This is a genomic window from Microbacterium sp. NPDC089190, from assembly GCF_040701795.1.
GTDB classification, from domain to species: Bacteria; Actinomycetota; Actinomycetes; order Actinomycetales; family Microbacteriaceae; genus Microbacterium; species Microbacterium galbum.
The window spans coordinates 426,350-450,526 of sequence record NZ_JBFBHF010000002.1; the positions used below are offsets into that span (position 1 = coordinate 426,350).

Consider the following 24,177-nt stretch of genomic DNA (forward strand, 5'->3'; position numbering starts at 1 on the left):
CACCGGTGCCGCGCCCTCCGACGGGCGGCCCGCGGGCCGGCGCGTGCGGAGGAGCGCGGAGAGGAAGGGGGCGCATCCGAGAGGGATGCGGGAGGAACCGGCGCGCGTATCGCGCGGCCGGATCCCCACCCGGAAGAGGGCGGGGAGAAGCTCAGGATGCCGCGAGCGGCGGACCGCGACGGCGAGCCGACGCGACGATGACGGTCGAGATCGGCACGACATCGGCGACGACCATCGCGTGCACGCGGCGAGTCGGCGCCGGGCCGACGGAGACGGCGGCGACGCGCGCCCGCGCGCGAACCCACGCGACGCAGCGACCGGCGAGCGCCCCGAGGACGGCGACCGTGCGCTCACCGCGATGCAGCATCGCCGTGGTCCCGACGGCCGCGACGAGGTGACCGGCCCACATCGTGGCATCCACCGAGACGACCGGTGCCGCGGCGTCACCCGTCAGCAGAAGCGGCGCGCCGTGGACGTGACCCGCGACCCCGGGCTGGAAGCTGCCCAGCACGAAGAGCGTGTGGAAGAGCAGCTGGCTGAGGGCGACCGCGAGCCCGAGACGCGCCGGCGAGAGCCGTCGTCCGGCGAGGACGGTGCACACGACGAACGACAGGGCGAGGGGCACGACGACCCCGACGAGCCCGGGTACCTCCCCGCCGCCGGAGACGTGGGAGAGCAGGGCGACGAAGGTGGCGACGGATGCCGCCACCGCACCGCGCGCGACGCGCGGGGCCCGGCTCTGTCGTCGCATGGACTCATTGTGGCAGCACGCGAGGACCCCCTCCGCGCCCGACGAACAGGCTGTGCGACGAGGATCGGCGGTTCGCCCGACTCGGTCGGTAGCATCGACCGACGACAGGAGCCCCCGTGACCGATCACCCCGCAGACCGCGACGGCGACCCGCGACCCGCTTCGCGCCCGCGCGCCGTCATCGCCGGCGCGAGCGGCTTCGTCGGGCGGGCACTGACCCGCGCGTTCGAGGACGACGGCTACGACGTCTACACCGTCGGCCGCACGGGGTCCGCGGTATGGGGGGATGCACCGGCGATCGCGCGTCTGGTCGACGGCGCCGACGTGCTGATCAACCTCGCCGGGAAGATCGTGTCGTGCCGGTACACCGACGCGAATCGCGACGAGATCCTCCGCTCCCGCGTCGAGACCACGCGTGCGCTGCACACCGCCGTCGCTGCGGCCGAGACGCCGCCACGCGTTTGGATGAACGCCTCCACCGCCACGATCTACCGGCACGAGACCGAGCGCGGCAACGACGAGGTCGAGGGCGTGCTCGGTGAGGGGTTCTCGGTCGACGTCGCCACGAGGTGGGAGCGTGCGTTTTTCGCCGGCGAGCTGCCCGCGACGCGCCGCGTCGCGCTGCGTATGGCGATCGTCCTCGGCGACGGCCCCGCCACGCGCATGCTGTTCGCCCTCGCGAAACTCGGAGTCGGCGGGCCCCAGATCGACAGCTGGTGGTTCCCGCACCGACGCTACCGCGGCATCGGCGCCCGTCCGACCGGACCCGTGTGGTCGTCGTGGCACCGGACGAGCGGACATCAGCGCTTCAGCTGGATCCACATCGACGACGTCGTGGCATCCGTCCGCTTTTTGCGCGACCACGACACGCTCTCGGGGCCGGTCAACCTCTCCGCTCCGGGCGTCAGCGACAACCGCACCCTCATGCGAGAGCTTCGGAGGGTGGCCCGGATGCCGTGGGGCCTGCCCGCGTGGAGATGGATGCTCGACCCGGCGATGGCGGTCTTGCGCAACGAGCCCGAGCTGGTGCTCAAGAGCCGGTGGGCGCTCCCCCGCCGACTGACCGAGGCGGGGTTCACCTTCCGGTTCGCCGAGCTCGGCGGCGCCCTGGACGACGTCGCTGCATCGCGTCGGCCCCGAGCGCGCGACATTCTCGCCGCCTGAACGACGACGCCGCCCCGGCGCGGCCTCCCGGGGGCGGCACGCGCGGAGCGGCGTCGGTGAGACCGGTGGTCAGACCTGTCGACGGATGAAGCGCATGAGCGCGGCGATGATGCCGATGATCAGGATGATGATCCCGATCCACAGCAGGAACTTCACGGCCTCGACGAAGACGCCGAGGAACAGGAGCACGAGGCCCACGATGACGAGGATGATGGCGAGAGCTGGCATAACCTCCACCCTGCACCTCCGGGTGGGCCCGCGCCGCGGCCTTGACACGCGCCGAGCCGGCCGACAAGGACGTGTCAAGACGGTCGCCGACTCGGCATCCGGCGGCTACCGTCGAGCACACCACGACCCCGAGGAGGCGGCTATGGCCGATCGCGACGTCACCGAACACGCAGGCGGACACGGCACCGGACCCGGCGAGGGCGAGTACACCGACGTCCAACTGCCCGACGGCGAGATGGACCGCGGTAGCGCGGACCAGCCCGGGGAGTACGTCGACCGCGAGAACGCCGACGGCAGCGAGAGCCGCCCGCGCGCCGACGAGGCCGGCGCCTACACCGACGTCGAGCAGCCGAGCGGCCACGAATCGCGCGAGGACCTCGACGACCCGGGCGAGTACACCGACCGCGATCGCTGAGTCAGCGATCCAGCGTCCGCCGCGGCGTCGTGCGATACGCGTCGCGGTAGGCCTGGACGAAGGCCGCGAGATCGACGAAGCCCCAGCGCGCCGCGATGTCGGCCACGTTGGTCGCCGTCGGGTCGGCAGCGAGCAGGTCCGCATGCGCGGCGCTCAGCCGCGCGTGCGCCAAGTGGCCTTCGGGAGTGGATGCCAGATGGCCATTGGCCAGGAATGCCCGACGCAGGCCCTGCGTCGAGGTCCCGACCGCCCGGGCGGCGTCGTCGATCGTGACGGGCAGCGACGCGTGATCGTCGATCCACGAGACCGCCGCGGCGTAAACCGCCGCCTGCTCGATCGCCGATGCCCGCCGCTCGCGCGGATCGCCGAGGAGGGGGAACGCTTCGAGCGTCGCAGCGACGAGCGCGCGGCGCACGTGGGCTCGAACGAGCGGCTCGGCGAGCAGCGGCGTCTGTGTGAGCGACCAGCGCACCGTCGCCAGCCAATAATCGCGCAGCCGCCTCGACACGGGACCGGTGTCGCCGAAGCGGATCTCCAGCGCCTCGTCGCCGTAGATCGTCCGAGCCGCCTCGCGGAGCCACTGCGCATCGAACGACAGCAGCTGCACCTCGGTCTCGTCCGGGCGGCCGATCAGCTCGTGCCCGGGCTCGACGATGCCCGGCTCCACGCTGTAGTCACCCTCGCGCGATCCGATGCTCCACGCGTATCCGGGGCCCGAGGTGGCGAAGAAGAAGCGGTCGGCCTCGTAGACGATCTCGGCTCGGCACTCCCAGGCGAGGCGTCGCAGTGCGAAGGACTCGTCGCCGACGGCGTGCTCGGAGATCGACGCGTGGTCGGCCAAGACGTCGACGCGCCCATACTGCGCCTGGAGCCAGGCCTGCGTGTCGGCGACGCCGTCGGTGCGGACGCGCGAGTCGAAGAAGTCGTTCATAACGAGATGCGCGAGACCCCTGAAAGACGTCGCAGCACGCCCCATGATAGTTAACCTCCGCTTCGAAACCGCCGGGAGAGAACCCCATGACCGATGAGCCCGTCATCCGCTCCATCCACCCCGACGACGCCGGCGAGGTGCTGACGATCCAGCGCGCCGCCTTCGCCAGCGAGGCGCTCATCTACGGCAACCCCGACATGCCGCCGCTCACCCAGACCCTCGAGGAGCTCGCCGCCGAGCTCGTCGAGAACCTCGGCTGCGTCGCGGTGAGCGGGACCCGCATCGTCGGCGCCGTGAGGGCCCGCCGCGACGGGGATCTGCTGTTGATCGGCCGGCTGGCGATCGCGCCGGACCAGCAGGGCGAGGGCCTGGGAACGCTCCTGCTCGCGGCGGTGGAGGAGCGCGGACGAGAGGCCGGGGCGACCGAGGCCGAGCTGTTCACGGGCGGGCTGAGCGAGGCGAACCAGCGCCTGTACGAGCGCGAGGGCTATCACCGGTCTGAGACCACCGCCGACGGCGAGATCTTCTACCGCAAACGCCTCGACGCCTGACCCGCTTCGGGTGGCTTCGACAGGCTCAGCCACCTTTCGCCAGCGTGCCGCGCGCGAGCCGCCCGCAAGGCCCGCGAGCCGCACGCGAGGTCCCTGAGACTGTCGAAGGGACCGCAACCCCGCACACGCCGAAGGGCCGCCGTCCGAACCCGGACGACGGCCCCTCGCGGCGCAGCGCTTACGGCGTGGGCATGCCGCCGTTGACGTTGAGCGTCTCGCCGATGACGTAGCTCGACTCGGCCGACGCGAGGTACACGTACGCCGGGGCGAGCTCGGCGGGCTGACCCATTCGTCCGAGCGGCGTCTCCTCGCCGAACTCGTCGACCTTCTCGTCGGGCTGTCCGTCGGTGACCTGCAGCGGCGTCCAGATGGGTCCCGGTGCCACCGCGTTGACGCGGATGCCCTTGGGCGCCAGCTGCTGGCCGAGAGCCTTGGTGAAGGTGTTGATCGTCGCCTTCGTCGAGGCGTAGTCGACGAGGATCGGCGCCGGCGAGTACGCCTGGATCGACGTCGTGTTGATGATCGTCGAGCCGGGCTGCAGGTGCGGCACGGCCTCCTTGCAGATCCAGAACATCGCATAGACGTTCGTCTTGAAGGTGTCGTCGAACTGCTCGTCGGTCAGCGTGGTGACGTCCTCGTTGAAGATCTGCTTGCCGCCGTTGTTGACGACGATGTCGAGCCCGCCGAGGCCCTCGACCGCTTCCTTCACGAGCGTGCGCGCGTACTCGCGCTCGCGCAGATCGCCGGGGATCTGCACCACGGTCGCGCCGGCCTCGCGCAGGATGCCGGCGATGCGATCGGCATCCACCTGCTCCTGCGGCAGGTACGACATCGCGACCGAGGCCCCCTCGCGGGCGAACGCGATGGCGGTGGCCGCGCCGATGCCGGAGTCGGCGCCGGTGATGAGCGCCTTGCGCCCCGTGAGTCGGTCGCTGCCGACGTAGGTGTCCTCGCCGAGGGCGGCCTTCGGCGTCAGCTCGGCATCGAGGCCGGGCTCCTTCTGGTCCTGCGACTGCGGGTCGATGTCGGCGTAGAGCTTCGCCGGGTCGGTGAAGGTGTACTGCGTGCTCATGGCGAGTCCTTTCATGGGGGATGCCGGGGCGGGGCCGCCTCGACGGGGAGGGTCAGCGGTTCTTCAGCGCGACGTCGTCCACGAGGTCGCGGATGACAAGGGCGGCGTTGATGAGGGCGAGATGGCTGAGCGCCTGCGGCAGGTTGCCCCAGAACGCCCCGTCGGACTCCGCGATCATCTCGGAGTAGATCCCGACGTCGTTGCCCTGGGCGACGAGGGCGTCCATCGCCTCGAGGGCCTCGTCGTGCCGACCGACGCAGGCCAGGGCGGTGGCTCGCCAGAAGGCGCAGGCGACGAACGTCTGCTCCTCCTGGTCCATGCCGGTGTAGCGATAGACGAGGTGGTTCTCGGTCGTGAGACGCTCCGTGATGGCATCCAGGGTCTTCGACATGCGCTCGCCCCGGTCGAATCCCGTCGGCGCGTGCAGCAGCACGGAGGCGTCGAGGTCTTCGCTGCCGGGCGCGATCGTGTAGGCCTGCAACTCGTCCGACCAGCAGCGCTCCTCGACCCAGCGGTGGATGCGGTCGCGCTCGGCGCGCCAGCGGTCGCCGTTGTCGGGGATGTGACCGCCGTCCGCCAGCCACTGGGCGTCGTCGAGGGCCTTCCAGCACCCCATCTTCGACGAGGTGTAATGGCGGAGCTCCGGGAGTTCCCACATGCCCGAGTCCTCGCGGCGCCAGAGGTCGCACGTGCGATCGGCGACGTCGGCGAGGAGCCGCCCGGTCTGGGTGTCGAGGCGGTTGCCGGCCTCGACGTAGGTGCGGCACAGCGCGATGAGGTCGCCGTAGACGCCGAGTTGCAGCTGCCCCTGCGCGGGGTTGCCCGTGACGACCGGCTGATTGCCGTTCCACCCCGGGACCTCGTGCTTCTCGAGCCCGATCTCGGCGTCCCCGTCGAGCGTGTACATCACCTGGACCTCGGGACCGTTCTTGCGGATCGTCCGCAGCAGCCACGAGATCGCCGCGTGCGTCTCCTCGCGCAGACCGAACCCCACCCACGCGTGCGCGGTGTAAGCGAGGTCGCGGACCCATGCGAAGCGGTAGTCCCAGTTCTTGCCGCCGCGGGGGTTCTCGGGCAGCGATGTCGTCGCCGCCGCGGCGATCGCCCCGGTCGGGCTGAACAGCAGCAGCTTCAACGCGAGGGCACTGCGTTGCACGTCGTCGGCCCACGGACCCTCGTACGAGAACTCGTCCGACCACATCTGCCAGCCGCCGATCGTGCGGTCGATGCCCCGGTCCACGTTCTTCGCGTCGGGGATGCGCAGCGGCTCGCCCTCGGTGGCGGCGATGACGAGGAGGTGCCGCGATCCCTTCGTGGTCGTGAACCCTCCGTCGATGCTCTCGTCGCCGGCATCCGGGTCTCCGTGGACTCCGTGCTCGTGGCCCGTCACCGCGAGCGAGACATGGCCGATGCGCATGATCGAGAAGCCGTCGATGCGCTCGGTCCACGGCGCCGCGGAGCGGAGCATGGTGCCCGGTTGCACGCACCACGCGAACTCCACTTCGCCCTTCACCCCGTCGACGCGGCGGGCGAGCTCAGCCCACGGCAGGCGCCCGGCGATGCCCGTGACCATGGCGTCGGTGAGGGTGGCCACCCCGGAGGCGGTCGTGAACGTGGTCTCGAGGACGTTCGTGCGCGGGATGTACCGCCGAGTGACCTCGTACTCCTCCACGGGTGCCAGTTCGATGCAGCCTCCCGCCGACTCGTCGACGAGACGCGCGAAGACCGGGCGGGAGTGGATGTTGGGCAGCGGAAGCCAGTCCACCGAGCCGTCGAGGCCGATGAGCGCGACCGTCCGGCCGTCGCCGATCGCGGCGTAGTCGCGAAGCGGCCGAGACGGTGCGGGAGGAGTGGGAGACACGTCTTCACGCTAGGAATCGCGTGCCGAGGCTCCCCCGGGGTTGTCGTATGGCGTCCGAGCGGCTACGGAAGCGGCTCCGGTACCTCTCCTCCGACGCGCTCGCAACCCCCGCCGCCCGCTCGAGCCTGCGGCCTAACGTCGCTACCGACCGTGAGCGAAAGGAACGCGCATGTCCGCCACCACCACCAAGGACGCCGCCCCCACCAAGAACCGTCGCCGCCCCGCGCGCGGAGGCAGCGGTCCGGAGACCACCGACGAGCAGAACGCCGAGAAGGGCTTCCAGGCGTCGGAGCAGTTGACCGACGCCCTCCAGGCCGTGCTGGTCGACCTCATCGAGCTGTCGATCCAGGGCAAGCAGGCCCACTGGAACGTCGTCGGCAAGAACTTCCGCGACACCCACCTGCAGCTCGACGAGATCATCGACGCCGCCCGCGAGTTCGGTGACGAGATCGCCGAGCGCATGCGCGCGCTGCACGCCCTCCCCGACGGACGCAGCGACACCGTCGCCGAGACCACCACCCTCCCCGAGTTCCCGCAGGGCGAGGTCGACACGGCCGAGGTCATCGACCTCATCACCGAGCGTCTGGATGCCGTCGTCGGCACCGTCCGCGACGTGCACGACGACGTCGACGAGGAAGACCCCACGAGCGCCGACATCCTGCACGGTGTGCTCGAGCGCCTCGAGCAGCTGTCGTGGATGGTCAGCGCCGAGAACCGCGTCGCCCGCAAGTCCTGAGCGGAATCGATCACGACGGATGCCGGGGCCTCAGGGCCTCGGCATCCGGCGTTCGTGCGAGGGCCCGGGCGCCGCACCGACGGTCGGCGCGGACAGGAAGCGTCAGCCGCGCGCGATCAGCAGGGGCGGGTGCGGGCCCTCGAGCCGCGCAAGCGAGGCCTTCATCTCGACGATGCTGTCGCTCATGCCGGCGATTCTCGCGGTGATGTCGAGGATGTTCGCGTCGATCTTGAGCAGCCGGTCGTCGATCTGCCGTTCGCGGGCGTCGATACGCGTCATGCGCTCGTCGAACCGTGCGTCAGCGCGGTCCATGCGGGCATCCGCCCGCTCCATGCGGGCCTCGAGGCGGTCGAACCGGTGATCGATCTGTTCGAACCGCTGATCGACCTGTTCGAACCTCCGGTCGACCTGCGCGAAACGCTGATCGATCTGCGCGAAACGCTGATCGACCTGCGCGAAGTTGCGGTCGGTCCGACGCTCGACCCGATCGAGCATCCATTTCACGCCGCCCAGGATCGCCGCAGAGAAGGTGAGGAACAACGCGGCGAGGGCGATGAACACCTGTGCGATGTCGAGAGTCACGGCCGATCCTTCCTGTGCGCGGCGTGCGTTCACTGTACGACGCCGCTCACCGGGAATCACATGCGCACGTGCGATCGGTGGAGAACTTCACCCATCGCAGGATCGGGGAGGAGGCGTCAGAGCCGCAGCACCTCGGTGACCCGGACGACCGCGGTGCCCTCCTCCTCGGATGCCGCGAGGTCGACTTCCGCGCGGATGCGCCAGTCGTGGTCGCCCGCGGGGTCGTCGATGGTCTGCTCGACGCGCCACACTCCGTCGGAGGTCGACGACTCGTCGATGTCGACCAGAGCGGACGAGCGTGCCGCTCCGCCCGTGCCGATCGCGTCGTGCTCGTCGAAGTAGCGATCGAGAACGTCGGGCCAACCGGCATCCGGATCCAGCTCGACGAGCTCCTCGTCGCGCTGCAGAGCAGCGAGTTGCACGCGCCGGAACATCTCGTTGCGCACGAGCACGACGAACGCGCGGCGGTTGGTGAGGATCGACGGCGGCGCCGGAGGCACCACGGGGGCGTCCGGATCGTCGGCCGGGTTGATGAGCTGCTCCCACTCGTCGACGAGGCTGGAGTCCACCTGCCGCACCAGTTCGCCGAGCCACGCGATGAGGTCGAGCAGGTCGGGCGTCTGCGCGTCGACCGGCACCGTCTGCCGGATCGCGCGATACGCGTCACTGAGGTAGCGCAGCACCAGACCCTCGCTGCGCGCGAGCTGATACAGCGAGACGTACTCGCCGAAGGAGCAGGCCCGCTCGAACATGTCGCGCACGACCGACTTGGGCGACAGCTCGAAGTCGCGGATCCACGGCTGACTCGACGCGAACACCTCGTACGCCTGCGCGAGCAGTTCCTCCAGGGGCTTCGGCCAGGTGATCTCCTCGAGCAGCTCCATCCGCTCGTCGTACTCGATGCCCTCGCGCTTCATCGCGGCGACCGCCTCGCCCCGCGCCCGGAACTGCTGCTGCGACAGGATCGGGCGCGGGTCGTCGAGCGTCGCCTCGATGACGCTGACGACGTCGAGCGCGTAGTGCCCCGTGCCGACCGATGACGCCGGGGCGACGGCATCCGGCCCCCGACCGAGCTCGACCTCGGGGTCGAGCATCTCGATCGCGGCGAGCGCGAACGGCGACAGCGGCTGGTTGAGTGCGAAGTTCGGCTGCAGATCGACGGTGAGCCGGATGCCGTCGGCCCCCACCTCCACCACCCCCGCCTGCACGAGCGTGCGGAAGATCGCGATCGCCCGCCGCGCGAGCTCGTACCGGCGGGGGCGGGGCTCGTGGTTGTCGAACACGAGCGCGCGGACGTTGCCGAACACGTCGCCGCCGCGCGCGATGACGTTGATCAACATGGCGGCCGACAGCTTCATCTGCGGCTGGAGCGGCTCGGGCTCGGCCGCGACGAGACGGTCGTAGCTCTGCTCGGTCCAGTTGACGAAGCCCTGCGGCGCCTTCTTGCGCACGATCTTCTTCTGCTTCTTGAGGTCGTCGCCGGCCTTGAGGATCTGCGCGGCGTTCTCGATCTCGTGATCGGGCGCCATGACGACGACGGTGCCCGCGGTGTCGTAGCCGGCCCGGCCCGCGCGCCCCGCAATCTGATGGAACTCGCGCGCCGAGAGCTGGCGCATACGGGTGCCGTCGTACTTGGTCAGTGCCGTCATGAGCACGGTGCGGATCGGCACGTTGATGCCGACGCCGAGGGTGTCGGTGCCGCAGATGACACGCAGCAGCCCCCGCTGCGCGAGGGTCTCGACGAGCCGGCGATACCTCGGCAGCATGCCGGCGTGGTGCACGCCGATGCCGGCGCGCACGTAGCGCGAGAGCGTCTTGCCGAAGCCGGTGGTGAAGCGGAAGCCGCCGATCGCCTCGGCGATCTCGTCGCGCTGCTCGCGGCCGATGATGCGGATCGACGACAGCGCCTGCGCGCGCTCCATGGCCGCGGCCTGCGAGAAGTGCACGACGTAGATCGGCGCCTGCTTCGTGTCGAGCAGTTCCTGCACGGTCTCGTGCACGGGCGTGCGGGCGTACTCGAAGTGCAGCGGCACTGGGCGCTCGACGCCGGTGACTCTCGCCGTGGGCCGACCGGTGCGGCGCGAGAGGTCGTCGGCGATGTCCTCGACGTCACCGAGAGTGGCCGACATGAGGATGAACTGCGCGCGATTCAGCAGCAGCAACGGCACCTGCCACGCCCAGCCGCGGTCGGCCTCGCCGTAGTAGTGGAACTCGTCCATCACGACCTGGTCGACGTCCGCGTCGGCGCCCTGGCGGAGGGCCAGGTTCGCGAGGATCTCCGCGGTGCAGCAGATGATCGGGGCGTCGGAGTTCACCGACGAGTCGCCCGTGACCATCCCGACGTTCTCCGCCCCGAAGATGTCGACGAGCGCGAAGAACTTCTCGCTCACGAGCGCCTTGATGGGCGCCGTGTAATAGGTGCGACCGCCTCGGGAGAGGGATGCCGCGTGCGCGGCGACCGCGACCAGGGACTTCCCCGTGCCGGTCGGGGTCGACAGGATCACGTTCGCCCCCGACACGATCTCGATGATCGCTTCGTCCTGCGCCGGGTACAGCGTCAGCCCGCGCGAGGCCGCCCACTCGACGAAGCCGAGGTACACGGCATCCGGTTCGCTGCCGGTCGGCACGTGCTCGAGGAGGGGGGTCACTCCCCCACCCTCTCATCCGCCGGGCGGGCGGACCCTTCGACAGGCTCGGGGCCGCCAGGGCGGAGCCCGAACCGAGGCGCCCGGACCCGACCAGGGCGGCTGCGCCCAACCGAGGCGGCTGCGCCGAACCGAGGCGGCTGAGCCCGCACCCGAGGTGGCTGAGCCCGTCGAAGCCACCGGCCCCACCGCTCGCGCCTGGCGCCCCCGTGCCTCACCCCGCGTCGCTGAAGACGCCCACGTTCTCGCCGTCGTACACGAACTGCACGCTCGTGCCGACCGGGAAGCGCTCGATGAAGGCGTCCGGCATGCCGTCGGCGACGACGAACTGCACGGTGGCGGGGAAGATCCCCGCCCCGCATCCGCCGTAGACGAAGTTGCCGCGGAAGCCGGTGGTGCCGTCCTGCCCGACCTCGTCGGTGTCGAGCAGATACAGGCACGAGCTGCGATTCTCGCTCGCATCGACCTGGGCCGTGCCGACGAAGGCGCTCACTCCGTAGAAGTCCGCGAAACCCCGTTCGTCCCCCGTGCGCTGTCCGAAGATGGTGGGGCTCTGCGCGCCCGGATCCTCGACGAGGGTCGCCACCTGCGGCGCTCCCACGGACGCGGCGACCGGCACGAACCCGACCCCCACGGTGGTCGCCGCGCTCGCGAGCGCCGCGACGAGCGCGAGGGACAGTGCCCACGCCCACACGGTGCGCTTGGAGCGCAGGAGCGGGGCGCGCTCGCGCTCGACCTCCTCCTCGGGCTCGGGTTCTTCGTCGCCGTCGACGGGCGCCGCGGCGCCGACCGCCGGGGCCGAGGGAGGCGGGACCGTCGGAGCCGAGGCTGACGGAACCGGGGCCGTCGCGGCTGCCGGAGCTGCCCGCTCGGACCGCTCGAGGTCTTCCAGCGCGAGCAGCCGCTCGTACGCGGCCGGGTCGGCGGAGATGTCGGCGCTCGGTCCGTACGCCCGCGCGCGCAGTCGCCGCAGCTCCTCCCGCACGCCATCGTCCATCCTCGAAATGCTTCCACACCTCGCGGGCGTCCGGGCCATCTCGCGTTACATGCGTGGGAATAGATCAGGATGCCGTGCGTTGCACCGCGTATGCGCTCCTTCGGCACACTCTCCTTCGGCCACTACGGCCCCCTCGGCGGGGGACACCATCTCTCCGCGGGCGACTCGATGCTCCAGGCGATCGACCTCGCCCAGGGCATGGACGACCTCGGCGTGAACGGCATCTCGTTCCGGGTGCACCACTTCGCCCGTCAGCAGGCGGCGCCCATGCCGCTGCTCGCGGCGATCGCCGCGCGCACCTCCCGCATCGAGGTCGGCACCGGCGTCATCGACATGCGGTACGAGAACCCGCTCATGCTCGCGGAGGAAGCGGCATCCCTCGACCTCATCAGCGGCAACCGCCTTGCCCTCGGCGTGAGCCGCGGGTCACCCGAGACCGTGCAGCGCGGCTACGAGGCGTTCGGGTACACGGGGTCGCAGGACCCGCGCGGCGCCGACATCGCCCGCGACCACTTCGACCTCTTCCTGCGCGCGATCGAGGGCGAGGGTCTCGCCGAGCGCGACCCGATGAGCCCCTTCGGCGGCGGAACGGGTCTGCAGCGCATCGAGCCCCACTCCCCCGGCCTGAAGAAGCGCATCTGGTGGGGCGCCGGCACCACCGCAACCGCGGAGTGGGCGGGGCGCACGGGGGTGAACCTCATGTCGTCGACGCTGCTCACCGAGGCCGACGGCACGCCGTTCGACATCCTGCAGGCCCAGCAGCTCGACGCCTTCCGCGCCGCGTGGCGCGAGGCGGGGCACGCCGGTGAGCCGCGCACCTCGGTCAGCCGCAGCATCTTCCCGATCGTCACCGCCGAAGACGAGATGTACTTCGGCGGGTCCGCGGGCAGCGACCAGATCGGCGTGATTGACGGCATGCGCTCGACGTTCGGCAAGACCTACGCCGCGCCGCCCGAGGTGCTCGTGGAGCAGCTGCAGAACGACGCGGCCGTCATGAGCGCCGACACCCTCATGCTGACCATCCCGAGCCAGATGGGCGTGGAGTTCAACCTCCGCCTCGTCGAGAACTTCGCGAAGCACGTCGCGCCCGCCCTCGGCTGGCAGCCGACGCTCGCGACGGTCTGACCACCCCGGATGGACCCGGATGCCGCCCCTCGGCATCCGGGTCCATTCGTCGTCTCGGAAGCAGTCGTACGGTGGAGGAATGACCGTCGTTCGGACCGCCGTCTTTCCCCGAGACGCCGCCGCGGTCTCGGAACTGCTCGGCGACTACCTGCGCCGGACAGAGTCGGAGAAGGCCGAGCGCGGGCTCGCGACGCCGGGGGCGGCGCTGGCCGCTCGCTACGCCCGTGAGATCGACGACCCCGCGGCGGCCTTCGCAGGGAATCGCGTGCTCGTCGCCACGGTCGACGGCGTCGACTGCGGCATCGTCGTCGTGCGCATCTCGCCCGTCGCCGTGGAGCTCTCGCGATTGTGGACCACTCCGCCGGCACGGGGTCGAGGGGTCGGGTCCGCGCTCCTCGACACGGCCCTCGCGGATGCCGTCACACCCGTGCGCCTCTCGGTCTGGCGCTGGCGGGATGACGCCGTCCGCCTCTACCGACGGCGGGGCTTCACGGTCGTCGCCTCGTGGGACGACCGCCCCGATCTCATCTGTCTGGAGCGGCCGGCGCCGGTCAGCGCCAGGCCGTGACGCCGCGCGAGCGGGCGACCGTCTGCGACAGCAGGTATTCGCCCCAGGCCACCGCGTACGCGCCCAGCGCCGCCCACGCCCATCCCGTCGGCAGCACACCGGCGATGCCGAGAAGACCCGCCACGGTGAGAGCACTGACGACGACCAGCACGGGGATGACGGCGCGAGGGGCGGCGAGCGCGCTGTCGGACTTCCAGATCACCAGGACGGCGCCGGCCGTGGCGAGGAGCAGGATGAGCGGCGCCCACCACGACCCCAGGACCGCCATCGCGATCGACGCTCCGACACCCGCGACGGCGAGCGATGCGGTGCGGAGGATGCGGATGCGCCGGGCGCGCTCGTCGGATGACACGGTGACTCCTCGGGTGACGGGTCTTCCAGCGTAACCGGCGTGGTCCGGGCGCCGTCCGCCCGGGAGAAGACCCAGAATCGCCGCAGATCCCCTCGGTGACGCGTCGCGCCGCCCGCGGCGCGCCCTAGCCTGGGACGGCGGGCCCCGAGGCCCTCACCGGTCGACGTCGACACCGCGCATCACACGGAATCGCGCATCTCACGCCATCGCATCGGGAAGGGGCCGACATGGACGTCTCACGACGCGGCCTTCTCCTGGGCGGTCTCGGAGTGGTGGCCCTGGGCGCCGCCAGCGCCGCGGCGGCAACGGTCATCACCAACGGCGCTCCGGCAGAGCCCGTCATGTCTGCGTCGAACAGCGCCTCCGGCGCATCCCCCTCTCCGAGCGCGAGCACGCCCGCCGACCTCGACCTCCACGTGTGGGACACCGTCCGCCGCCCGCTGTCGAAAGCCGACGACGCGACGCTGGCGCTCGTCGACGGCGAACTCCCCGCGGGCCTCGCGATCGTCGGTGCGGCCCTCGCCGGACGACCGACGACCCAGGGCCCGTACGCCTTCACGATCGAGGTGCGCCGGGACGACGACCGTCGGCGGCGCCGATTCGCCGGCACGGTCGGCGACATCAGGCGCGACCTGAGCATCTCGCTCAGCCTCGACGAGAAGACCCCCCTCTCCGCGACGGCGCGCGAACTCGACCGCATCGCCCTCCTCGGCGCGCACGCGACCCTCGTCGTGCTCTGCTACATCCCGGATGCCACCTCGACGACGTTCACCCGCGTGTCCGACGATCGCATCCGCAAGGTGTTCGCCCTCGCGAAGGATCGCGGCGTCCGCATCACTCTGCTGAAGCCCCACATCGCCACCGAGAAGGACGGCGACGGCTTCTATCGCGCGAACTACGCCCCGGCATCCGTCGACGGCTTCTTCTCGCGGTGGACCGAGCAGATGGTGCATTTCGCGGGCCTCTGCGCCGACAACGGGATCGAGTACCTCTCCCTCGCGTGCGAGCAGCCGGGCCAGACGGACGCGGCGCAGTACGCGAAATGGGTCGACCTTGTGAAGACGGTGCGAACGGCCGAGCCCGGGGTGAAGCTCACCGCCGCCTTCACCACGCTGGAGCTGTATCTGCTGCACACGTACTGGCTGCCGCAGGGCACCCCGCACATGGCCCAGCTGCTCGACGTGTTCGGCATCAACTCGTGGATCCGCCTGACCGACAAGGTCTACACCCCGTCCGCGCCCAACATCACCGTCGACGAGCTCGCCGGCGGCTGGCGCGGAGCCGACGGTCGCACCGACGACCACCTCGGAAAGCTCGAGGACGTGTGCGCGCAGCTGCGCATCCCCTTCCTCATCACCGAGGTCGGCGTGCAGCCGCGGGTCGACGGTCTCGCCCAGCAGGAGGGCAGTACCCCGCCCACGGGCGCCCCGAACCACGACGTGCAAGCGCTGCTCTACCGCTCAGTCCTGAAGGCCCCGCTGCGGTCGTCGTGGTGCACGGGCGTCTCGATCTGGCACATGCGCGCCCCCTTCGCCTTCGGCGACGTGTACCACGACGCCCTCTTCCCGGGCGAGAAGGTGCTGAGGGATGCCATCGCGAAGACCCCGTCGCTGGCATCCCCCGCCACCTGACCCCGTAGCGTGAGCGGATGACGTCTGCCTCGACTCCCCACCGCGGCCGCGAGGTCACGCTGTCGGGCTCGCTCCGCTGCGCCGACGAGACCGAAGCCGCGCGGGTGCGCGCACACCTCCCTGCGCACCTCGCCCTCACCCGGGCCGAACCGGGCTGCGTCTCCTTCGACGTCGACCCCACCGACGACCCCCTCGTGTGGCGCGTCGAGGAGCGTTTCGTCGATGAGGCCGCGTTCGACGCCCATCAGCGCCGCGTCGCGGCGAGCGCGTGGGGCGCAGCGACCGTCGGCATCGAGCGCCGGTATGAGATCCGCGGACGAGACCGGGATGCCGCGACCCTCGTCGCCGCGGCGTGGGCGGCCGAGGAGCGACTGCTGGACCCGCGGGTGCGCCAGGACCCCGCCCGGGTCGAGCCACTGCTGGACGACGACTTCGTGGAGATCGGGCAATCGGGGCGCCGCTTCACACGGGAGGCCATCGTCGCCGCCCTGCGGGCCGAGCCCGGCACGTCGACGGCCGAGATCGCTGAGCGGTCGAGCCGCGTCATCGCCCCCGACACGGTGCTCCTGGACTACCTGCTCACGGTCGAGGAGCGCGTCAGTCGCCGTTCGTCGGTGTGGCAGGGCTCGCCCCCGCGCCTGACGTTTCACCAGGGGACGCCTGCGCCGTCGGACAGCGGGAACTGAGCCGACTCAGCCGCCGACGGCCGGTGGCTCCCGCGAGGGTTGCGTCCGCCGAGCGCGAACCCGCTCGCCGCGCGGGCCGGCGGCTGCTTGGCTGGCCGCATGCGACGCATCCTCATCCTCGGCGGAACCGCCTGGCTCGGCCGGGCCCTCGTCACGGCGGCGCTGGCCACCGGCGCCGATGTCACCTGTCTCGCCCGGGGAGAGTCGGGAGCCGTCCCCGCCGGAGCACGGCTGGTGCGCGCCGACCGGAACGACCCCGACGCCTACGCCGACCTCGACGGCGAGTGGGACGACGTCGTCGAGCTCTCGTGGGACCCCGGCTTCGTGGCATCCGGTCTCGACGCCCTCGCCCACCGGGCGGCGCACTGGACGCTCGTGTCGAGCGTGTCGGTGTACGCGGACTCCGCCGCGCCGTTCGCCGACGAGTCCGCGGACCTCGTCGAGCCCGTCGACCTCGAGCAGTACGCGGATGCCAAGGTGCACGCCGAGCGACTGACCACCGCACGCGTGGGCGAGCGGGCGCTGCGCGCTCGCGCCGGGCTCATCGTGGGACCGGGCGACCCGACCGATCGCTTCGGCTACTGGCCGGCCCGTTTCGCGCGGGGAGGCCGGGCGGTCGTGCCCGAGCCGAGCGGCCGGCACGCGCAGGGCATCGACGTCGACGATCTCGCGGAATGGATCGTGCGCGCGGGGTCGGCAGGGGTGACCGGTCCGGTCAACGCCGTCGGTGAGGAGTTCCCGCTCGCCGCGGTCTTCGCGGCCGCCCGTGAGGCCGCCGGTGCGAGCGTCGAGACCGTCCCGCTCGACGACGAGACCCTCCTGTCCCGCGGTGTGCAGTACTGGATGGGCCCGCGGTCGCTCCCGCTCTGGTTGCCCGCCGAGGCGCGGGGCTTCTCTCGTCGCAGCGACGCCGCGTTCCTGTCATCCGATGGTCGGCGCCGCCCTCTGGCCGAGACGATGCGACGCGTCCTCGACGACGAACGGGCGCGCGGGATCGACCGGCCCCGTCGCGCCGGACTCGCCCCGGCGGAGGAGGCCGAGGTGCTGGCCGGCTGACCGGGCGGTCTCAGCGGCCGTTGCGGTCCGCCGCGGAACGGGGCGGTGCCTTCTGCACCTCGAGGCGATCGAGACCGCGCAGCGAGGTCCAGATGAGTTCCTCGCCCTTCGCCGCATGCTGCGAGGCGCGCACCGCGCGTTCGTCGGCCCACGAGTTCAGCACGTGGCCGGAGTGTCCGCGCACGTGCTCGAGCACGACGTCGGGGAGCCCCGCCTCGCGTCGCGCATCGCGAGCGGCGATGAGCGCCTCGAGGATCCCGCGGTTGGCCACCGGCTTCTTGGCGCTCGTCACCCACCCGCGACGGCGGTGGCCGTCCATCCACGACGAGTACGTGTCGATCGCGTACTTCGAGTCGGCCTGCACGACGAGCTCGCGCACGTCGGCGTGGTCGGTGATCGCGTGCAGGAGCCCGAGCAGCTCTCCGATGTTGTTCGTCCCCGAGGGGATCGAGCCCGCGGCCCAGTGGCCGTCTTCGCCGACCCACGCCCAGCCCGCGGGGCCGGGGTTGCCCTTGCAGGCGCCGTCGGTGGCGACGACGTAACGGTCGGAGGGGGTGGATGCCGAACTGCTCATCCCCCTAGTCTCCCCCGCCCGCCCGGCGCGATCCGACGCGGGGCCCCGGGCGGGCGAGCACGCGGGTGAACCTGCGACGCTTCCCCGCGGGAGGGACGGTGAGCGCGCGCGGAGACCGACACCGCGGATGCGAGTCTGGCGCGATCCGTCATCGCGTCGCCCGCGTCCCGCCCCCTCGAGAAAGCCCGCCATGTCGTCCACGTCTCGCGCCCGCCTCCACCCCGCCGCTCTCACCGCCCTCATCGTCGGCGGGGTCGTCATCCTCGGGGCTCTCGGATTCCTCGCCTGGCTGCTCACCTCGACGCAGTCCACCCCGAATCAGCAGGCCACCCAGAAGCTCGTGCAGTGGCAGGAGATCTTCGAGAAGTACCGCAGCGCTCACGGCACGCTCCCCGACATGCCCGCGGGCGGCTACTGCCTGGGCACGGGCTTCCCTCTCGGATCAGGGGGGACGGCCAACTGCCGCGACTACGCCGCGGCGACGTACTACACCGAAGAGGCCGGTGCTCCGCTGCGCGAGGCGCTCGCCTCGGTGGGCGAGCTCCCGCAGGGCGTCTCGGCCGCCGTCCGCGGCACCGTAGGCCCCTACGCGCTCTACGACGACGCCGGAGTCCGACTGCTCACCGCCGAGGACGGCGCATGCGAAACCCCCGCCGTCGAGGTGTGGAACGACGGCGGGGGCCTCTTCATCTGTCAGATCCTGCTGACGCGCTGAACGCGCGCGCGGGCCGTCAGCTCCGGCCGCTCTCGGCCTTCTTCTGACCGGCTTCCAGCACGTCGCCGGCGGGCAGCTCCTGGTGACCGCCGAACTGCAGACGCATCGCCGACAGCACCTGGTTGGCGAAGTGGTCCTCGCCCCGCGAGGCGAAGCGCTCGAACAGCGAGGCGGCCAGCACCGGCACGGGCACCCCGGTGTCCACGGCGGCCTTGACGGTCCAGCGCCCCTCGCCCGAGTCCGAGACGCGACCGGCGAGTCCGTCGAGCGTGGGGTTCTGCGCGAGAGCCGCCGCGGTCAGGTCGAGCAGCCATGACGAGATGACTGATCCCCGGCGCCACAGCTCCGTCACCCGCGCCGTGTCGATGTCGAACTGGTAGTACTCGGGCTCCTCCAGCGGGGCGACCTCGGCCGAGTGCTCGCCCTGGTGCAGGCCCGCGTCGGCGTTGTTCAAGACGTTGAGCCCCTCGGCGAGCGCGGCCATGATGCCGTACTCGATGCCGTTGTGCACCATCTTCACGAAGTGCCCGGCCCCCGAGGGACCGCAGTGCAGGTACCCGCGCTCCTCGGTCGTGTAGTCGCCCGTGCGTCCGGGCGTGCGCTCGACCTCTCCCGGTCCCGGCGCGATCGTGCGCAGCACGGGCTCGAGGTGCGCGACGGCTTCGTCGTGACCGCCGACCATCAGGCAGTAACCGCGCTCGAGGCCGAACACGCCGCCGCTGGTCCCCACGTCGACGTAGTGGATGCCGCTGTCGTCGAGCTTCTTCGCGCGACGCACGTCGTCACGGTAGTTCGAGTTGCCGCCGTCGATGATGATGTCGCCCGGCTCGAGCACCTCGGCGACCTGGTCGACCACCGACCCGGTGAGTCCGGCGGGGATCATGAGCCACACGGCGCGGGGCTTCTGCAGCTTCGAAGCGAGGTCGGCGATGCTCGTCGCCCCGGTCGCCCCCTCCTCGACGAGGGAGGCCACGGCATCCTGATTCACGTCGAAGACGACGCAATCGTGACCGTCCCTCATGAGTCGGCGCACGATGTTGGCGCCCATCCGTCCGAGTCCGACCATGGCGAGTTGCATTCGTACCCCGTTCGTCGTGATGAGGCCGCGGCGCGCGGCCCCTCCGCGAGTCTAGGAGCGTCGAGGGGGCGGCGGACCGTCAGCCCTGGAAGTCCTCGGGGTCGACGTCGTCGAGGAACCGGCGGAACTCCTCCACCCGCTCCTCCTCGGGCGACGGGTCGAGCTCGACCGCGTCGTCGGGCACTCCCGCCTCGGCGAAGACGCTGTCGGCGACCCAGATCGGCGCATCGACACGGGCTCCCAGGGCGATCGCGTCGGAGGGGCGGGCGTCGAAGGAGCGCTGTCCTCGCGGGGTGTCGACCACGAGGCGGGCGTAGAACGTGCCGTCCTCGAGATGGGTGATCTCGACCCGGTCGACGGTCGCCGACAACTCCCCCAGCATCGCCGTCATGAGGTCGTGCGCGAGCGGGCGGGGCGAGGCGGTGCCCTCGATCGCGACGAGGATCGACATCGCCTCCTGCGGACCGATCCACACCGGGAGCACGCGCTCGCCGTCGGCCTCGGCGTCGAACGGCGAGAGCAGGATGACGTGCTGCTGGGCCGGGTCGAGGGCCACGCCGACCACTCGCACCCGGATCATGACGCCCATCGTACGTCGTCCGCCTGCGCCGTCCGCCTCGGCGTCCGAACCGTCAGCGCAGGATGCCGAGGGCCCGCGCCGCGGAGACGGCGCCGGTGCGCGAGGTGACGCCGAGCTTCGAGAAGACGTGTGCGAGGTGCGACTTCACCGTCGCGTCGGTGATGTGCAGGAGCGCCGCGACGTCGGCGTTCGACGCGCCGCGGGCGACGAGATGCAGCACCTCGATCTCGCGCGCCGACAGGGTGACGCGGGGTTCGCGCATCCGCGCGAGCAGTCGACCCGCGATCGCCGGTGCGAGCGCGCTCTGCCCCGCCGCAGCGGCGCGGACACCGGCCAGCAGCTCGTGGGGAGGCGCATCCTTCAGCAGGTACCCGCTGGCCCCCGCCTCGACGGCACCGAGGATGTCGCCGTCGGTGTCGTAGTTCGTGAGCACGAGCACGTAGGGCGGGGCGGCGAGCGCGCGGACGCGCCTGGTCGCCTCGGCACCGGCGGCACGGTCGCCGAACTGCAGGTCCATCAGCACGAGCTCGGGCGCGAGACGCTCGGACAGGGCGACCGCCTCGTCGGGGGTCGCGGCCTCGCCCGCCACCTCGATGTCGGCCTCCGCATCGAGCAGGGCGCGCACCCCCGCGCGGACGACGGGGTGGTCGTCGGCGATGACGACGCGGATCACGACGCACCCCCCGGGAGCGTCACCGTGATGGCGGTGCCCCGCCCCGGCGCGCTGTCAACCTCGAGGGCGCCGTCGAGCTGGCCGACCCGCTCCCGCATGGCCCGCAACCCGAACGAATCGGTCTCGGCCGCGACCGCCTCCGCCCGCTCGGGATCGAACCCGACGCCGTCGTCGGCGATCCGCAGCCGCACCGCGTCGTCGAGCCGGGTGAGACGGATGCCGACGCGCGCCGCGCCGGCGTGCTGGGCGACGTTGGCGAGGGCTCCCTGCGCGATGCGCAGGAGCGCCGTCTGCGCGTCCATCGGCAGCGACGCGTCGTCATCCACCTCGACGTCGATCGCGACCCCCTCGCGTGCTCCCCAGTCGCGCGCGAGGCGCTCGAGCGCGGGGCCGAGACCGCTGTCGAGGCGGGGCGGGGACAGTTCCCGGATGAAGCGCCGGGTCTCGGCGAGTCCGTCGGCGGCGGTCTCCCGGGCCAGACGCACGTGCGCGAGGCCCGGGCTCGTGGCATCCGCCCGCTCCGCCGCGTGCAGCAGCATCTGGATGCTCGAGAGCCCCTGCGCGACGGTGTCGTGGATCTCGCGCGCGAGCCGCGCCCGCTCGGCGAGGATGCCCTGCTCGCGCTCGGCGGCCGCGAGACGGTCGCGCGTGGCCAGCAGCTCGGCCATGAGCGCCTCGCGCTCGGCCGCCCGCCGGTCGAGCGCGGCATAGCCGAGGCCGATGAGCAGTGCGACGCCCGCGCCGACGAGGGGGCCCACGACGCCGCCCACCGTCAGGCCCCCGTGCACCGCGAAGGCGGCGATCGTGAGCGCTGTCGTCCCGAGCACGACGAGGGGCCCGGCGGCCCCGGGCAGCACGTGCAGGTAGAGGAAGAACAGCGGGAAGACGAGGTAGGCGGCCTCCGGCACCAGCCAGACCAGCGCCGCCCAGACGAGGGTCAGCACCGCCACCCACACCACGGCCGCCGCCCGGCGGCGTGCGCGGGCGACCGCCAGCCCGCCGAGGTAGACCCCGCCGAGCAGCCCCGCGAGCACGAGAGCCGTCACGGAGCCGTCGGTCGCCAGCACGCGCACCACGACGAGCGCGAGGAGGGCCCCGAACAGGACGTGGAGCCCGGCGCGCAGGCCCGCGAAGACGGGAGCGAGGGTGCGGTGCGGCATGACGATCTCCAGGCTACGGATGCGGGGCCCGCGGCGGATCATCCGAAAGGTGGAGAGCAGGAACGCCCCTTGCGCCGATGACCGCGGAGGGCCGGGTGACGACGCTGGAGGGGTGCCGGTGAGATCCGCCGGCGGAAGGAGGCGACGTGTACGTCGCATGGCGCGATCTGCGGTTCGCCCGCGGGCGATTCGCCCTCATCGGGGCGGTCGTCGCCCTCATCACCCTGCTCGTGGGTTTCCTCGCGGGCCTGACCGGCGGCCTCGCCGCCCAGAACGTCTCGGCCGTGCTGGCCCTCCCCGGCGACCGGCTCGTGCTGCAGCCGGTCGGAGACGCGGCGGCGACCTTCGGAGAGTCGGCGATCGACGACGCCACCGTCGCCGCGTGGCGCGACGCTGCGGGTGTCACCGTCGTCGTGCCGATCGGCATCCTGCAGTCCCGCGCCGAGGGCCCCTCCGCGTCGGGGGCTGTGGCCCTCTTCGGTCTCGACTCCCCCGCCTTCGCGCTGAACGTCTCGTCCGACACCGACGCCGCGCTGTCCGCGGGCGCGGCGAAGACCCTGGGCGCGTCCGTGGGGAGCGAGGTGACGATCGCCGGTGAGGGCTTCCGCGTCGCCTCCGTCGGCGACGACCTCTCCTACAGCCACACCCCCGTCGTCGCCCTCACCTCGACGGCGTGGAAGACGCTCGCCCAGCGCCTGGGCGGGACGGGCGCGGCGACCGTGCTCGCCGTCTCCGGCGACCCCGCGTGGGACGCGGTGGCCACCGACACCGGGACCACGGCATCCACTCCCCTGGCGAGCCTGTCGGCGCTGCCGACGTTCCGCTCCGAGATCGGATCGCTCGGTCTCATGATCGCGATGCTCTTCGGTGTCTCGGCGCTGGTCGTCGGCGCGTTCTTCACCGTGTGGACCATGCAACGAGCCGGAGACGTCGCCGTGCTCAAGGCCCTCGGCGCCAGCACCCCCGCCCTCGTGCGCGACGCCCTGGGCCAGGCCCTCGTCGTGCTCATCGTCGGAGTGGGGGTCGGCATCGCCTTGACGGCCGCCCTGGGCGCGCTCGCCGGCGGCGCCCTGCCGTTTGTGCTGAGCCCCCTCACCACCCTCGCCCCGGCGCTCGTCATGATCGCCCTGGGCGTGCTGGGAGCCGCCGTGTCACTGCGCACCGTCACGAAGTCCGACCCTCTCACCGCCCTGGGGAGCACCCGATGATCCTTCTCGACGACGTCACCCTCACCTACCCCGACGGCGACGCCCGCGTCACCGCCGTCGACCGCGTCGCGCTCGAGGGCCGCCCCGGCCTCGTCACGGGCATCACCGGACCGTCGGGGTCGGGCAAATCGAGCCTGCTGGCTCTGGCGGCCACCCTCGTCCGTCCCGACTCCGGTCGCGTCGTCGTCGACGGAGTGGATGCCACTCGGCTCGACGCCGCGGGTCGCACCGCGCTCCGGCGGGAGCGGATCGGCATCGTGTTCCAGCAGCCGCAGCTTCTGCCCGCCCTCACCGCGCGCGAGCAGCTGCGCGTGATGGCCGAGCTCGGAGGACGGGGCCGCCGGGAGCGGCGCGCCGCCGTGCGGGGTCGCGTCGACGGGCTGCTGGATGCCGTGGGCCTCGGCGACCACGCCGATCGCCGCCCCGCTCAGCTGTCGGGCGGTCAGCGCCAGAGGGTCGCGATCGCCCGCGCGCTCGTGCACGAGCCCCGCGTGCTGCTGGTGGACGAGCCGACGAGCGCGCTCGACAGCGCCCGCGGCGCGGAGATCATGGCGCTGCTCTCACGGCTCACGCACGACCGCGGTACCGCCACCCTCCTCGTGACGCACGACCTCGTGCACGCGGGTGCCCTGGATGAGAAGGTCGAGGTCGTCGACGGCCGAGCGACCCGCGTAGTCGCCGTGTGACCCCCGGCCCGCGCGGGAACGTCGGGCGCGGCGGGCCCACCGCATCGCGCGCGCCGCGACCACGAGCCAGCCCACCGCCGCCGGGGCGAGGACGGCGAGCCACCAGGGCGGAGGCAGGGTGGTCCGCTCCGGAGCCCCCGTCTCCGGAGCGTC

General features: G+C 71.9%; 26 protein-coding genes. 12 read left to right on the forward strand and 14 right to left on the reverse strand.

Annotation, left to right across the window (positions count from 1 at the left end; genetic code table 11):
* Nucleotides 1-151: 151 nt before the first annotated feature.
* Nucleotides 152-751 carry a hypothetical protein gene (locus AB0230_RS07945; RefSeq protein ID WP_366375034.1) on the reverse strand — a complete coding sequence of 200 codons (600 nt, stop codon included), beginning with the start codon at nucleotides 749-751 and terminating at the stop codon, nucleotides 152-154.
* A 116-nt stretch (nucleotides 752-867) separates the two neighbouring features.
* On the opposite strand from AB0230_RS07945, the gene AB0230_RS07950 reads away from it, so the two are divergent.
* Entirely contained in the window at nucleotides 868-1,914 is a 1,047-nt protein-coding gene (locus AB0230_RS07950; protein ID WP_366375036.1) for a DUF1731 domain-containing protein, read from the forward strand.
* 69 nt (nucleotides 1,915-1,983) lie between these two features.
* On the opposite strand, the gene AB0230_RS07955 is transcribed toward AB0230_RS07950, so the two are convergent.
* On the reverse strand, nucleotides 1,984-2,142 hold the full coding sequence (locus AB0230_RS07955) for a hypothetical protein (protein ID WP_298873663.1): 159 nt from the start codon (nucleotides 2,140-2,142) through the stop codon (nucleotides 1,984-1,986).
* A 142-nt stretch (nucleotides 2,143-2,284) separates the two neighbouring features.
* Here AB0230_RS07955 and AB0230_RS07960 point away from each other — a divergent pair, with 142 nt between their 5' ends.
* Complete coding sequence (locus AB0230_RS07960; RefSeq protein ID WP_315994948.1) at nucleotides 2,285-2,557, forward strand: hypothetical protein; 273 nt, start codon at nucleotides 2,285-2,287, stop codon at nucleotides 2,555-2,557.
* Between the two features lies 1 nt (nucleotide 2,558).
* Here the strand turns inward: AB0230_RS07960 and AB0230_RS07965 are convergent, their stop codons facing one another.
* On the reverse strand, nucleotides 2,559-3,488 hold the full coding sequence (locus tag AB0230_RS07965; RefSeq protein WP_315994949.1) for an AraC family transcriptional regulator: 930 nt from the start codon (nucleotides 3,486-3,488) through the stop codon (nucleotides 2,559-2,561).
* An 86-nt stretch (nucleotides 3,489-3,574) separates the two neighbouring features.
* On the opposite strand from AB0230_RS07965, the gene AB0230_RS07970 reads away from it, so the two are divergent.
* A complete protein-coding gene (locus AB0230_RS07970; RefSeq protein ID WP_366375039.1) occupies nucleotides 3,575-4,039 on the forward strand; it encodes a GNAT family N-acetyltransferase in 465 nt (154 codons plus the stop codon).
* A 178-nt stretch (nucleotides 4,040-4,217) separates the two neighbouring features.
* Here AB0230_RS07970 and AB0230_RS07975 read toward each other — a convergent pair whose 3' ends face one another.
* A complete protein-coding gene (locus AB0230_RS07975; protein WP_363390170.1) occupies nucleotides 4,218-5,111 on the reverse strand; it encodes an SDR family oxidoreductase in 894 nt (297 codons plus the stop codon).
* Between the two features lie 52 nt (nucleotides 5,112-5,163).
* On the reverse strand, nucleotides 5,164-6,972 hold the full coding sequence (locus tag AB0230_RS07980) for a glycoside hydrolase family 15 protein (RefSeq protein ID WP_366375041.1): 1,809 nt from the start codon (nucleotides 6,970-6,972) through the stop codon (nucleotides 5,164-5,166).
* Between the two features lie 169 nt (nucleotides 6,973-7,141).
* On the opposite strand from AB0230_RS07980, the gene AB0230_RS07985 reads away from it, so the two are divergent.
* Nucleotides 7,142-7,708 (forward strand): DNA starvation/stationary phase protection protein, encoded by a 567-nt coding sequence (locus AB0230_RS07985; protein WP_315994953.1) that lies wholly within the window; start codon nucleotides 7,142-7,144, stop codon nucleotides 7,706-7,708.
* A 102-nt stretch (nucleotides 7,709-7,810) separates the two neighbouring features.
* Here AB0230_RS07985 and AB0230_RS07990 read toward each other — a convergent pair whose 3' ends face one another.
* The 3 genes from AB0230_RS07990 to AB0230_RS08000 all read right to left on the reverse strand — a co-directional run bounded on the left by AB0230_RS07990 (nucleotide 7,811) and on the right by AB0230_RS08000 (nucleotide 11,932).
* Entirely contained in the window at nucleotides 7,811-8,290 is a 480-nt protein-coding gene (locus tag AB0230_RS07990; protein ID WP_363578398.1) for a hypothetical protein, read from the reverse strand.
* 116 nt (nucleotides 8,291-8,406) lie between these two features.
* Nucleotides 8,407-10,938 carry a DUF3516 domain-containing protein gene (locus tag AB0230_RS07995; protein ID WP_363578397.1) on the reverse strand — a complete coding sequence of 844 codons (2,532 nt, stop codon included), beginning with the start codon at nucleotides 10,936-10,938 and terminating at the stop codon, nucleotides 8,407-8,409.
* A 211-nt stretch (nucleotides 10,939-11,149) separates the two neighbouring features.
* The gene (locus AB0230_RS08000; protein WP_315994956.1) at nucleotides 11,150-11,932 is read right to left on the reverse strand and encodes a hypothetical protein; all 783 of its coding nucleotides are present in this window, start codon (nucleotides 11,930-11,932) and stop codon (nucleotides 11,150-11,152) included.
* A gap of 90 nt (nucleotides 11,933-12,022) precedes the next feature.
* On the opposite strand from AB0230_RS08000, the gene AB0230_RS08005 reads away from it, so the two are divergent.
* A complete protein-coding gene (locus AB0230_RS08005) occupies nucleotides 12,023-13,057 on the forward strand; it encodes an LLM class flavin-dependent oxidoreductase (RefSeq protein ID WP_363390179.1) in 1,035 nt (344 codons plus the stop codon).
* A 79-nt stretch (nucleotides 13,058-13,136) separates the two neighbouring features.
* The gene (locus tag AB0230_RS08010) at nucleotides 13,137-13,625 is read left to right on the forward strand and encodes a GNAT family N-acetyltransferase (protein ID WP_363578394.1); all 489 of its coding nucleotides are present in this window, start codon (nucleotides 13,137-13,139) and stop codon (nucleotides 13,623-13,625) included.
* On the opposite strand, the gene AB0230_RS08015 is transcribed toward AB0230_RS08010, so the two are convergent.
* Nucleotides 13,609-13,977 carry a hypothetical protein gene (locus tag AB0230_RS08015; protein WP_315994959.1) on the reverse strand — a complete coding sequence of 123 codons (369 nt, stop codon included), beginning with the start codon at nucleotides 13,975-13,977 and terminating at the stop codon, nucleotides 13,609-13,611. The two genes, AB0230_RS08010 and AB0230_RS08015, sit on opposite strands and share 17 nt — an antisense overlap.
* 227 nt (nucleotides 13,978-14,204) lie before the next feature.
* On the opposite strand from AB0230_RS08015, the gene AB0230_RS08020 reads away from it, so the two are divergent.
* The 3 genes from AB0230_RS08020 (at nucleotide 14,205) to AB0230_RS08030 (ending at nucleotide 17,350) form a co-directional block, all read left to right on the forward strand.
* Entirely contained in the window at nucleotides 14,205-15,608 is a 1,404-nt protein-coding gene (locus AB0230_RS08020) for a hypothetical protein (RefSeq protein WP_363578393.1), read from the forward strand.
* 17 nt (nucleotides 15,609-15,625) lie between these two features.
* A complete protein-coding gene (locus AB0230_RS08025) occupies nucleotides 15,626-16,294 on the forward strand; it encodes a DUF4440 domain-containing protein (RefSeq protein ID WP_363578392.1) in 669 nt (222 codons plus the stop codon).
* 99 nt (nucleotides 16,295-16,393) lie between these two features.
* Nucleotides 16,394-17,350 (forward strand): NAD-dependent epimerase/dehydratase family protein, encoded by a 957-nt coding sequence (locus AB0230_RS08030; RefSeq protein ID WP_363578391.1) that lies wholly within the window; start codon nucleotides 16,394-16,396, stop codon nucleotides 17,348-17,350.
* Between the two features lie 10 nt (nucleotides 17,351-17,360).
* Here AB0230_RS08030 and AB0230_RS08035 read toward each other — a convergent pair whose 3' ends face one another.
* On the reverse strand, nucleotides 17,361-17,924 hold the full coding sequence (locus tag AB0230_RS08035) for a ribonuclease H (protein ID WP_136586766.1): 564 nt from the start codon (nucleotides 17,922-17,924) through the stop codon (nucleotides 17,361-17,363).
* A 190-nt stretch (nucleotides 17,925-18,114) separates the two neighbouring features.
* On the opposite strand from AB0230_RS08035, the gene AB0230_RS08040 reads away from it, so the two are divergent.
* Nucleotides 18,115-18,639: a hypothetical protein gene (locus AB0230_RS08040; protein ID WP_315994964.1), complete on the forward strand. Its 525-nt coding sequence runs from the start codon at nucleotides 18,115-18,117 to the stop codon at nucleotides 18,637-18,639.
* A gap of 16 nt (nucleotides 18,640-18,655) precedes the next feature.
* On the opposite strand, the gene gnd is transcribed toward AB0230_RS08040, so the two are convergent.
* The 4 genes from gnd to AB0230_RS08060 all read right to left on the reverse strand — a co-directional run bounded on the left by gnd (nucleotide 18,656) and on the right by AB0230_RS08060 (nucleotide 22,130).
* Nucleotides 18,656-19,717, reverse strand: a complete 1,062-nt coding sequence (gnd, locus tag AB0230_RS08045; RefSeq protein ID WP_315994965.1) for a phosphogluconate dehydrogenase (NAD(+)-dependent, decarboxylating) — start codon at nucleotides 19,715-19,717, stop codon at nucleotides 18,656-18,658.
* A gap of 79 nt (nucleotides 19,718-19,796) precedes the next feature.
* A complete protein-coding gene (locus AB0230_RS08050) occupies nucleotides 19,797-20,297 on the reverse strand; it encodes a bifunctional nuclease family protein (RefSeq protein WP_363390196.1) in 501 nt (166 codons plus the stop codon).
* 52 nt (nucleotides 20,298-20,349) lie between these two features.
* Nucleotides 20,350-20,970 carry a response regulator transcription factor gene (locus AB0230_RS08055; protein ID WP_363390199.1) on the reverse strand — a complete coding sequence of 207 codons (621 nt, stop codon included), beginning with the start codon at nucleotides 20,968-20,970 and terminating at the stop codon, nucleotides 20,350-20,352.
* Entirely contained in the window at nucleotides 20,967-22,130 is a 1,164-nt protein-coding gene (locus AB0230_RS08060; protein WP_366375047.1) for a sensor histidine kinase, read from the reverse strand. Before AB0230_RS08060 ends, AB0230_RS08055 begins: the two co-directional genes overlap by 4 nt.
* 146 nt (nucleotides 22,131-22,276) lie before the next feature.
* Between AB0230_RS08060 and AB0230_RS08065 the strand changes: the two genes are divergently transcribed.
* On the forward strand, nucleotides 22,277-23,338 hold the full coding sequence (locus AB0230_RS08065) for an ABC transporter permease (RefSeq protein WP_363578389.1): 1,062 nt from the start codon (nucleotides 22,277-22,279) through the stop codon (nucleotides 23,336-23,338).
* The gene (locus AB0230_RS08070) at nucleotides 23,335-24,024 is read left to right on the forward strand and encodes an ABC transporter ATP-binding protein (protein ID WP_366375049.1); all 690 of its coding nucleotides are present in this window, start codon (nucleotides 23,335-23,337) and stop codon (nucleotides 24,022-24,024) included. The genes AB0230_RS08065 and AB0230_RS08070 overlap by 4 nt, the downstream gene beginning before the upstream one ends.
* The last annotated feature ends 153 nt before the right edge of the window (nucleotides 24,025-24,177 follow it).